The organism is Rhodococcus sp. CX (genome assembly GCF_015865005.1).
GTDB lineage: Bacteria > Actinomycetota > Actinomycetes > Mycobacteriales > Mycobacteriaceae > Rhodococcus.
This window is the reverse complement of the sequence record NZ_JADZGH010000083.1, coordinates 2,448-11,976: the sequence shown is the minus strand read 5'-3', so window position 1 is coordinate 11,976 and position 9,529 is coordinate 2,448. Positions and strand designations below refer to the sequence as shown.

The 9,529-nt window shown below is 67.0% G+C and carries 9 protein-coding genes and 1 pseudogene; 2 read left to right on the top strand and 8 right to left on the bottom strand.

Translation table 11 applies throughout. From position 1 onward, the window contains the following. Positions 1–214: 214 nt before the first annotated feature. The 5 genes from I0Q12_RS09210 to I0Q12_RS09190 all read right to left on the bottom strand — a co-directional run bounded on the left by I0Q12_RS09210 (position 215) and on the right by I0Q12_RS09190 (position 3,020). Positions 215–574, bottom strand: a complete 360-nt coding sequence (locus tag I0Q12_RS09210; RefSeq protein WP_197251639.1) for a hypothetical protein — start codon at positions 572–574, stop codon at positions 215–217. Between the two features lie 11 nt (positions 575–585). Continuing rightward, a complete protein-coding gene (locus I0Q12_RS09205; protein ID WP_197251638.1) occupies positions 586–1,365 on the bottom strand; it encodes an FHA domain-containing protein in 780 nt (259 codons plus the stop codon). A 76-nt stretch (positions 1,366–1,441) separates the two neighbouring features. Then, positions 1,442–2,182, bottom strand: a complete 741-nt coding sequence (locus I0Q12_RS09200; RefSeq protein ID WP_197251637.1) for an FHA domain-containing protein — start codon at positions 2,180–2,182, stop codon at positions 1,442–1,444. A 113-nt stretch (positions 2,183–2,295) separates the two neighbouring features. Next, positions 2,296–2,475: a hypothetical protein gene (locus I0Q12_RS09195; RefSeq protein WP_197251636.1), complete on the bottom strand. Its 180-nt coding sequence runs from the start codon at positions 2,473–2,475 to the stop codon at positions 2,296–2,298. A 407-nt stretch (positions 2,476–2,882) separates the two neighbouring features. Beyond that, a complete protein-coding gene (locus I0Q12_RS09190) occupies positions 2,883–3,020 on the bottom strand; it encodes a hypothetical protein (RefSeq protein ID WP_197251635.1) in 138 nt (45 codons plus the stop codon). 259 nt (positions 3,021–3,279) lie between these two features. Between I0Q12_RS09190 and I0Q12_RS09185 the strand changes: the two genes are divergently transcribed. Together I0Q12_RS09185 and I0Q12_RS09180 are read left to right on the top strand one after the other, a co-directional pair. Then, positions 3,280–4,740 carry a SulP family inorganic anion transporter gene (locus tag I0Q12_RS09185; protein ID WP_374068673.1) on the top strand — a complete coding sequence of 487 codons (1,461 nt, stop codon included), beginning with the start codon at positions 3,280–3,282 and terminating at the stop codon, positions 4,738–4,740. A gap of 93 nt (positions 4,741–4,833) precedes the next feature. After that, positions 4,834–6,237, top strand: coding sequence for a DUF4389 domain-containing protein (locus I0Q12_RS09180; RefSeq protein ID WP_197251634.1), 1,404 nt, complete (start codon positions 4,834–4,836; stop codon positions 6,235–6,237). Here the strand turns inward: I0Q12_RS09180 and I0Q12_RS09175 are convergent. The 3 genes and pseudogenes from I0Q12_RS09175 to I0Q12_RS32475 all read right to left on the bottom strand — a co-directional run. After that, positions 6,227–6,424, bottom strand: coding sequence for a CsbD family protein (locus I0Q12_RS09175; RefSeq protein WP_197251633.1), 198 nt, complete (start codon positions 6,422–6,424; stop codon positions 6,227–6,229). The two genes, I0Q12_RS09180 and I0Q12_RS09175, sit on opposite strands and share 11 nt — an antisense overlap. Before the next feature lie 180 nt (positions 6,425–6,604). Further along, positions 6,605–7,624 carry a magnesium transporter CorA family protein gene (locus I0Q12_RS09170; protein ID WP_197251632.1) on the bottom strand — a complete coding sequence of 340 codons (1,020 nt, stop codon included), beginning with the start codon at positions 7,622–7,624 and terminating at the stop codon, positions 6,605–6,607. A 32-nt stretch (positions 7,625–7,656) separates the two neighbouring features. Further along, positions 7,657–9,529: pseudogene (locus I0Q12_RS32475) on the bottom strand (protein kinase); the annotation flags it as partial.

Genomic DNA, 9,529 nt, shown 5'->3' with positions numbered 1-9,529 from the left:
CGGACTTAAAATCCGCCGAGTGTCGGTTCGAGTCCGACTGGGGGCACCGCGCCTGTTCGGTTCAGTGGCTCTCGGCGAGTTCCCGAGGACTCGTTGTGCTTCACAATCGTCTTCACGGCTTCTGTGAGGAATCGGCGTGCGGGGCTTGATCGTTGGTCGGTGCGCACGTGGCACCCCGCAGCGACATTTCCGGTCGTCGCCGAAGGACTCCTGCTCAGAGTCCGAGGACCCGCAGAACGGGGGATCCCAGCGTGCCCAACCATCGGGCGAGTGCGACCAGCGGTCCGTGAACGGCGGAACCCGCCGCTGCGACCGCGGTGACCGTCTGCGCGATTCGCGTCAGCCGGGCGGCGATACGCTCACGGTTCGGCGTGTGCTGCTTCAGTTCCCGCTCGACGTCGTCGGCTTCGTGTGCGCTCTCCGTGAGTCCCAGTTCGCGCAGGGCGCGGGCCAGTTCACCGGCAGACGCGAGCGCCTCCGCGGTGGTGAACGAAACATGTTGCCCACCATGGATCGTCTGATCTCCCGCGACGTTGTTGATCGCTCCCTGCTGTGAGCCGATGTTGAAAACCATGACGTGTCCCTTCATCTCGATGCGGGTGCGTTCCACGGATAGCGGGGGTCGGTGTCGACTCGCCGTACACGAGCGGCTGCGACGATCCACAGGATCAACCCGACGACGAGCACGAATTGACCGATGAACGCGATCATGAAGAAGATCAGTCCGGCCGGACCGAAACCGGTGTCCGGACCGAAGATCGGGAAACTCTCCGGTTCGATGCCCGTCTCGAACGCGGTGCTCAGGCTTCCGAGGGCGTCGACGAGGAAGTAGGCGTATCCCAGCGCCCCGACGAGCACCATCGTGAGCCCGATCCAGAACACGTACCGCGCCCGCGTCCTCGACGCAGCGACCTCGCGCAGGAAGCTCTCGCGCTGCTGGACGTAGCTGTTGTATTGGTTGTGGCCGACGTTGTTGATGTGGCCGGCCTGCTGGCTCCCCACGTCGAACCTGACCGGCGGTGGGTGGCGAGGCTCGATCCCGGGGAGCAGCGCCGTTACGTCCGCCGGAGCGAGTCGTGCCTCGACACAACCGAATGTGACCGACTCGCCCCTGTGCAGCTCGCGGATCCCCCGAATCCGCTCGCCGTCGATCCAGGTGCCGTTCGACGAGCCGATGTCCTCGACGAACACTCGACCGCCGAGACAGTCGATCACGGCGTGCCGTGCGCTGAGATGCCGATCGTCGATCTGCAGATCGGCGTGCGCGCTGCGCCCGACGACCTGCTTCCCCGGCCGGAGGCGCAGGACGGTCCCGGCGAGAGGGGGCGGTCCGAGGATGGTCATCGAAGGTGTGTCCGTGTCCATGACAGAAGCCTTGCAACGGCACGTCCGGAGCACACGAGTACACGGCTACCCGAATTTTCGAGTAGCGCATCGTCTCTCATCGCGCGGCGTGCGAATTCCAGGGATAGCGCGGGTCGGTGTCCACCCGCCGCACGTGCGCGGCCGCGATGATCCACAGGAACGAGCCGAGAATCAGCACGAAGTGGCCGACGAACCCGATCATGAAGAAGAGCGTTCCGACCGGTCCCAGGACGGTGTGCGGCCCGAACGCGGGGAATTCGTCCGTCGCGGCGGTCGCCACCGACGCGGTGCCCGGCTCGTCGGCTCCGTTGGCGAGGAACCAGGTGCACCCGAATACTCCGACGAGCACCATTCCGAATCCGACCCAGAACACGAATCGGGCCCACGCCCTCGCCGTTCTGACCTCGTGCAGGAAGCTCTCCCGCTGCTGGGCGTAATCGTCGTCCGGGTTGCGGTCGTCGGAACCGGCCGGCGGGGGTCGCGGATTCGCGCGGATCGGGGGGAGTGCTTCGTCGACCTGCTCGAGCCGGACCTCGACACGGCCGAACGTGACGATCTCGCCGTCGTGCAATTCACGAGCCCCGCGGAGACGTTCGCCGCCGACCCAGGTCCCGTGGGAGGACCCCAGATCCTCGACGACGACCCGGCCGCCGAAGCGGTCGATCGCGGCGTGACGTGCGCCGACCCGATGATCGTCGATCTTCAGATCGGCACACGCGTCGCACCCGAGGACCTGGCGTCCCGGACCTATCTGCAGGACGGTCCCGGACAGCGCCGGCGGTCCGACGATGGTCATCGACAACGGTTCCGTGTCCATGCCAGAAGCCTGGCAGCGGTGGAACCGGAAAACACGAGTAGGCGACTACCCGAATCCGCGTGCCCGTCGGCGGCCTCGGCGGGTATCGACCCGAGGATCGGTCAAGGCCGGTGTCAGGTCGGTTCGGAGCCTCCGAGCTGCTGCCACCGACCGTCCACCTGTTCCTCGAGAGACCACGGTCCCAGCTCCGACCGGGGATGGGTGGTCGCCCACGCGTGAGCCTCGTCGGCCGTGCGGAACGGCTGTTCGTCGATGACCCCGCCGTGTTCGTCGACGATTCGGAAGTGCTTCATGTGAACCCCCGCGTTCGGGACGTTGTGTGCCGACGCTACTCGCCCTGCTCGTCGACGGTGCCGTGATGGCGCGGGTCGGTACTCCCCGAGCGAAGCAGGCCCGTCACCGGACGGCAGCTCCGGTTGGGGGCGTGTCGATTTGGCGCGCTCGGTGACCGTGGCGGGCGAGCAGGACGAGTGCGTCCTCGGCCGGTCGCGGTGACAAGCCGACGATCACGCCGGTCCGCGCCGATCCGCGGGGCGGAACCTTGGGAACGACCTTCGCCCCCATCGTGATCGCCGGACAGCACGAAACATCACGGCAATACGGGGACCGGTGACGCAATCGACCGGTAACAACGTGGAACCGGTGCTGGGGGAAAGTATTTCGCCCGCACCGGTACGCGGCGGATGTCCTGGAACAGGCCTCAGGGGCGCGAAGAGAACAGCCCGTCGTAGTTCGGGGCGCTCTGCGGCTGCGGCTGCGTGATCTCGGGCAGCTGTTCGTCGTCCGGGTTGCTCGGCTGCAGGAACAGCGGACCGGTGAATTCGGTGTCGTTGCTCATAGCGTCCTTCTTTCGGGTACGGCTCGGTACAACAGGCGATCACGGGGTCGAGAAAGGTCCGTGACCGGGTGGAGACGTGCCAGGGTGGTTCTTCGGATGGTCGCGTGCTGCTCGGATGGTGATTGTGGACCATGGGAGCGCCGCCGACCTCGAACACTCGAAGCGAGCTGTCCGATGTGTCCACACTACACGTTGCGGCGATTCGCACCAGAGGGACACGAGACCGGCTTCGTCGTGTTTCCGTGCCTAGACTTCCCGGGTGCAAACTGTGCTCGAAACCCTCCGCTCGCCCCGGCGCCTCACCACGGAGATCCTCGCCGGTCTCGTGACCTCCCTTGCTTTGATCCCCGAGGTCGTGTCGTTCGCGGTGATCGCCGGTGTCGACCCGAAGGTCGCGCTGTACACCTCGTGCATCATGGCGATGACGATCGCATTCGTCGGTGGCCGGCCCGCGATGGTGTCGGCCGCGGCCGGCGCTACCGCCCTGGTGATCGCCCCGCTCGTTGCGTCGCACGGACTCGACTACCTCATCGCCGCGGTGTGGCTCGCCGGTGCGGTGCAGATCCTGCTGGCCGTCGCAGGTGTCGCGAAACTCATGCGCTTCATTCCGCGGTCGGTGATGATCGGCTTCGTCAACGCTCTGGCGATTCTCATCTTCACAGCGCAGCTCCGGCACCTGTTCGACGTTCCGTGGGCGGTGTATCCGCTCGTCGCAGCCGGCATCGCGATGATCGTGTTCATCCCCAAGCTCACCACCGCCGTGCCCGCAGCGCTGATCGCGATCGTCGTGCTCACCGGCATCGTGGTGCTGTTCGGCCTGGACGTGCCCGACGTTGCCGATCAGGGCGACCTGCCCAGCGGCTTCCCGACGTGGATGATTCCCGACGTGCCGCTGAACGTCGAGACATTGCGGATCGTCGCCCCCTACGCGGTCGGGCTCGCGCTCGTCGGACTCATGGAGTCGTTGATGACCGCGAAACTCGTCGACGACCTGACCGACAGCCACTCCGACAAGACCCGCGAAGCGTGGGGACAGGGCGTCGCGAACTGGGCCGGTGCACTGTTCGGCGGTATGGGCGGCTGCGCGATGATCGGCCAGACGATGATCAACGTCAAGGAAGGTCGTGCACGGACCCGCATCTCGACGTTCCTCGCCGGGCTGTTCCTGCTGGTGCTGTGCGTCACCATCGGCGAGGTCGTCGGCGCCATCCCGATGGCCGCGCTCGTCGCGGTGATGCTGGTGATCGCTGTGACAACCCTCGACTGGCACAGCATCTCGCCACGCACCCTGAAACTGATGCCGCTCAGCGAGACCCTCGTCATGGCGGTGACGGTGGTGGTGACGCTGCTCACCGACAATCTCGCGATCGGGGTGGTCTCGGGTGTGCTGACGGCGATGGTCGCGTTCGCACGACGCGTCGCGCACATGACCCGGATCCACACGGCCGACGCGGACGGTGTCCGCACCTATCGCGTCTCCGGCGAGCTGTTCTGGGCGTCGAGCAACGACCTCGTCTACCAGTTCGACTACGCGAACGACCCCGACCGCATCGTGATCGACCTCACCGACGCGGAGGTGTGGGATGCCTCGACGGTCGCGACCTTCGATTCGGTCCTGCACAAGTACGCGGAGAGGGGCAAGAGCGCCGAGATCGTGGGGCTGGACGGCGCGAGTCTGCGTCGCCTCGAACAACTGTCGGGCAAGCTCGACGTGTCCTGACGGGCCTGCGAGGCGCCGCCGCACTCTTGTTCGGCACATTCGCGGAGCGCTAGGGTTGACGGGCCTGCGTGTCCGTCGAACCGGAGGTCGATCATGAGGGTCGGCAGAGTGATCATGCTCGTGGTGGGCGTCCTGATGTCGCTGCTCGGCCTGGCGTTGCTCACCGCCACCGCGTTCCTCGGCTGGGCGTACGCATTCCAGCGCGACAACGGCTACTTCACGACCCCGACGGAGCAGTACCGGACCGACACCGCGGCCCTGGTCTCCGAGAACATCGGGCTGGTCGTCGACGAGAACATGCCTGCGGGGTTCGGGCCGGAGGATCTCGGCCGGATCATGCTGCGCGGCACCGCGGCCGAGCCGGACCGGGAGGTGTTCCTCGGCATCGCGCGGCGGGACGACGTCGACGGCTATCTGGCCGGTGTCGCGCACACGGAACTCGGCGACCTCGACTTCTTCCCGTTCCAACCGGGATACCGGCAGATCCCCGGCACCGGGCAGCCCGCCCCGCCGGGGGAGCAGACGTTCTGGTCCGCGTCGGCCTCGGGACCCGGTACGCAGGAACTGCAGTGGGACTTCCAGGAAGGGAACTGGACGATCGTCGTGATGAACGCGGACGCCTCTCCCGGCATCCGCGTGGATCTCACTGCGGGCGTGAACCTTCCGATCCTCGGTCCGCTGACGCTGTGGTGCATGATCGGCGCACTCGTACTGCTGGTCATCGGCGTGCCCCTTCTCGTGTTGGGCGCGGTCGGCATCGGCAGACACCTGCCGCCGCCGGTACATGCGCCGCATCCCGCAGTGGCTGTCGTGGGTCCGTATCCGGTGACGGTGCGCGGCGACCTCGACGCGCCGTCGCGGTGGCTGTGGCTCGTGAAGTGGCTGTTGGCGATCCCACACTTCGTCGTGTTGTTCTTCCTCTCGATCGCGCACTTCGTGATCACGGTCATTGCGGGCTTCGCGATCCTGTTCACCGCCCGGTACCCGCGTCCCCTGTTCGACTTCAACGTCGGTGTGATGCGCTGGTGGTGGCGCGTGTCGTTCTACACCTATTCCGCCCTGGGCACCGACCGGTATCCGCCGTTCACCTTGCACCGCACGGACTATCCGGCAGACTTCGACGTCGACTACCCCGAGCGGCTCTCACGCGGCCTGGTTCTGGTCAAGTGGTGGCTGCTGGCCATCCCGCACTACCTGATCCTCACCGTGCTGGTCACCGGCTCGTCGACATGGGTGGTGAGCGGCGACCTGGACAGCCCGGCCCTGTATTACGCCGGGTCGCTGCTGGGGATCCTGGTGCTGATCGCCGCGATCGCGCTGCTGTTCACCGGCCGCTACCCGGATGGCCTGTTCGATCTCGTGGTGGGGATCAACCGGTGGGCGTACCGGGTGTGGGCGTACGCGGCGTTGATGCGCGACGAATACCCGCCGTTCCGGCTCGACCAGGGGCCGCGCGATCGCGCGGCCCCCGAGCCGGAGCATCCGGTCACTTCTTGAACGAGTCCTTCACGTCCTCGACGGCGTCGGTCACCTTGTCGCCGGCCTTCTTCAGGCCGCTCGCCGCCTGGTCGTTCTTGCCCTCGTCTTCGAGACGGCGATCACCGGTCGCCTTGCCGGTGTGCTCCTTCGCCTTGCCCCCGAGCTCCTCCGCCTTGTGCTTCGCCTTGTCGATGAAGTCGGCCACGAGTCCTCCTCGGTTTGTGTGATCACGGGGTTGTGATCGCTCGGGTAGGAGTTACCCCGGACGTCGGGAGTGAAACGTCGGGGCGCTCCGCGCCCGGTGTGCCTGGTGGGCGCTCCGCGCCCCGTGTGCCTTTCTGGCGGCGGGGACCGCCACAAAGGCACACGGGCGCCGAAGGCGCACCTACAGCCACCCGCGGCGCTTGAACACCACGTACAGGAGCCCGGCGGACAGGACGATCACCGTTGCGCTGGTCGCGACCCCGCTCGAGCCGCCGAAACCGGGGAACGGGATGTTCTGGCCGTACCAACCGGTGACCGCGGTCGGAACCGCGATGATCGCCGCCCACCCGGTGAGCTTCTTCATCACCGTGTTCAGCCGGGCGTCCTGCAGCGACAGATTCGTCTCGAACACCGTCGTCACCATGTCGCGCAGCGATTCGGTCCACTCCGTCGCCCGCACCACGTGGTCGTACAGATCCGTGTACCAGCTGTCGAGCTCGACCGAATTACCGTGCTCGGCACGGTGTCTCATGATCAGCGCGACCACCTCGCGCATCGGCAGCACCACGCGGCGCAGTTCGACGAGTTCCTTGCGGACCCGGTAGGTGCGACGCTGGATCGTCTTGGTCTGCGCGTGATCGTCGAACAGTCCGTCCTCGAGGCCCTCGATGGCCTCGTCGAGCAACTCGATCGTCTCGAACTGACCGTCGACGATCACGTCCAGCAGTCCGTGCACCAGCGCCTGCGTGCCGTGCACCATCAGATCCACGTTGTCGTCCCAGCGGCGCACCAGCTCCTCGACGTCGAACGCGTCGCCGCGCCACACCGTGACGATGCCGCGTGGCAACACGAATGCCGAGACGCGGCTCGTCCGCAGCCGCGAGGCCAGGTCGTCGCCCGTGTCGGGGCTGCCGGAGTCGAGCCTGGTCGCGTAGACCGTGAGGAACGTGTGGGTCGCATATCGGGTCGCCTTGGTGCGTTCACCGTGCGCGAGGGAATCCTCGACGGCGTGCGGGTCGAGGCCGAGCTCCTCGGCGAGTGCGAGCAGCCGCTCGTGGTCGGGTTCCCACAGGTCGACCCACACCAGCGCGGAGTCGTCCGCGAGGTGGTCGGAGACATCGGCCAGCGGAAAATTCTCGTCGACGAGCCGTCCGCCGCGCCACAACCGCGTGCGGACCCCGTCGGTGTCTGCGGAGCTCACAGCTCGCAGTGTGCCCGAACCGGACGCCGAACTCACGACACCCCGTCGGTACCCTTCGCGACGCCCGCGATACGCGCCACTTCGTCGACGAATGCCTCGTCGACGGTGGGCCAGTCGGGCGGCCACCGATTCTCGCGCAGTCGCTTGTGCAGAAGCTCCAGCACGGCGATCGTGTTCGCACCTCCGTCGAGGAGATACCGCAGCATGCCGCGCTCGCCGCAGATGTGGACCACCTCGGCGAGCCTCCGCTCCGCCTCCTCGGTGCGTCCCGCGGCGAACAGACATCCGACGAGCAGACGCGTGGCCATCAGTTCCGCACGAGGCCGGTTCTGGGCGCGCACCCGCCGGTGCCACCGATGCGCCCACTCGCAGGCGCGTTCCAGCGACTCGGGATCGCCGCGATCCCAGAGCAATCGGATGGCGGTGGAGTCCTCGATCTGGGCGGTCGTCTCCACGACACCATTGGGAAAGACGGTGTTGTCGTCCAACATCGGTCGTTCGGGTGGAGCCGGTATCGGTAGCCCCATGCGCACCCGTTCGTTGTCGATCCGCGCGCGCAGTCGTGGCAGATCGAGATCGGCCGCGGTCCGAGTCCCTTCGTCGAGCAGTGCCACGGCGGTCTCGAGGTCACCGCGCGCCGTCTTCAACCGAGCGGCGGTGACGAACCGTGCGGTCATGAACTCGGGGGTGCCGCCCTCGCCACCCATGTGCCGGCTCTCGTCGAGCAGTTCCTCCGCCTCCGCGATCCGGTTCTGCTCGTACAGTAGTTCACCGAGCATCGACGCGGTGAGACGCGCCGAGTGGGAATGTGGTCCGCTGTCACGGCGCGCGGTGCGCAACCCCGCACGGAAGAGACTTTCGGCGGCGGCGATGTCGAGCTGCTCACTTGCGGCGATACCGGCCAGGGTCTGTCCGTAGACGGCCGCGAACGTGCCCTTCGTCAGCTTGTGGTAGCGCGCGGCCTCTTCCTGCCGGCGTCTGGCTGCCGCGAAATCGAACCGGTACAGATCGCTGTAGGTGCCGAAATCGACTGCGGCCGAAGCCACCCACGGCGGCAGGTCCTCAGGCTTCTCCATGCACTCCCGGATCAGTTCCTCGATGCGCTCGGGGCGGTCCGACTGCATCTCGATCGAGGCTTCGAGCACGTCCGCCTCGATCCGGAACAGGTCGATCTCCGATTCGGGGAGGTCGCTGTGGGCCAGAGCTTCCCGCGTGGCATCGAGTGCCCGTTTCGCCTGCGGGAGTCGTTGCAGCGGAACGTTTCCCCACCCCAGGTTCAACTGCAGCCGAGGGCTTTTCGCCACGGCTTGCGGCGGTAGCTTGTCGAGCAGCGCGAGCAGCGTCGTCAGGTGCGAGCGCTCGGCGAGGTACAGGCCGTCCGCGGTGACCAGGTCCACCGCCAACTGCTCGTCGTCGGCGCCGAATGCGTGGTCGACCGCCTCGCTGAGCATGTGGTGCCGCGCGAACCACCGCGCGGCCGTGCGGTGCAGATCCGCGACGCGGTCCGGATGGTCGCGTTCGAGACGGCGCCGCAGGAAGTCCAGGAACAGGTGGTGGTAGCCGAACCAGATCCGCTCGTCGTCGAGATGGCGCAGGAACAGATCGCGATCCTCGGCCTCCTCGAGCATCGCCTGCCCGCGTTTCGTGCCGGCGAGGACGGAGGCGAGGCTGCCGTTGATCCGTTCGGGGATCGAAGTGGCCAGCAGGAATTCGTACATTTCCGGTTCGAGGGCGGACAGGACGTTGTCGGCGAGGAACTCACCGATCGCGTGGTGCCGGCCGGACAGGTGCTCGATGAGACCCGACGGATCGTCGCTGTCGCGCAGGGACAACGACGCCAGCTGCAGTGCCGCGGCCCAGCCTTCGGTGGTGCGGGTGAGACCGTCGACGTCCTCGTGGTCCAGG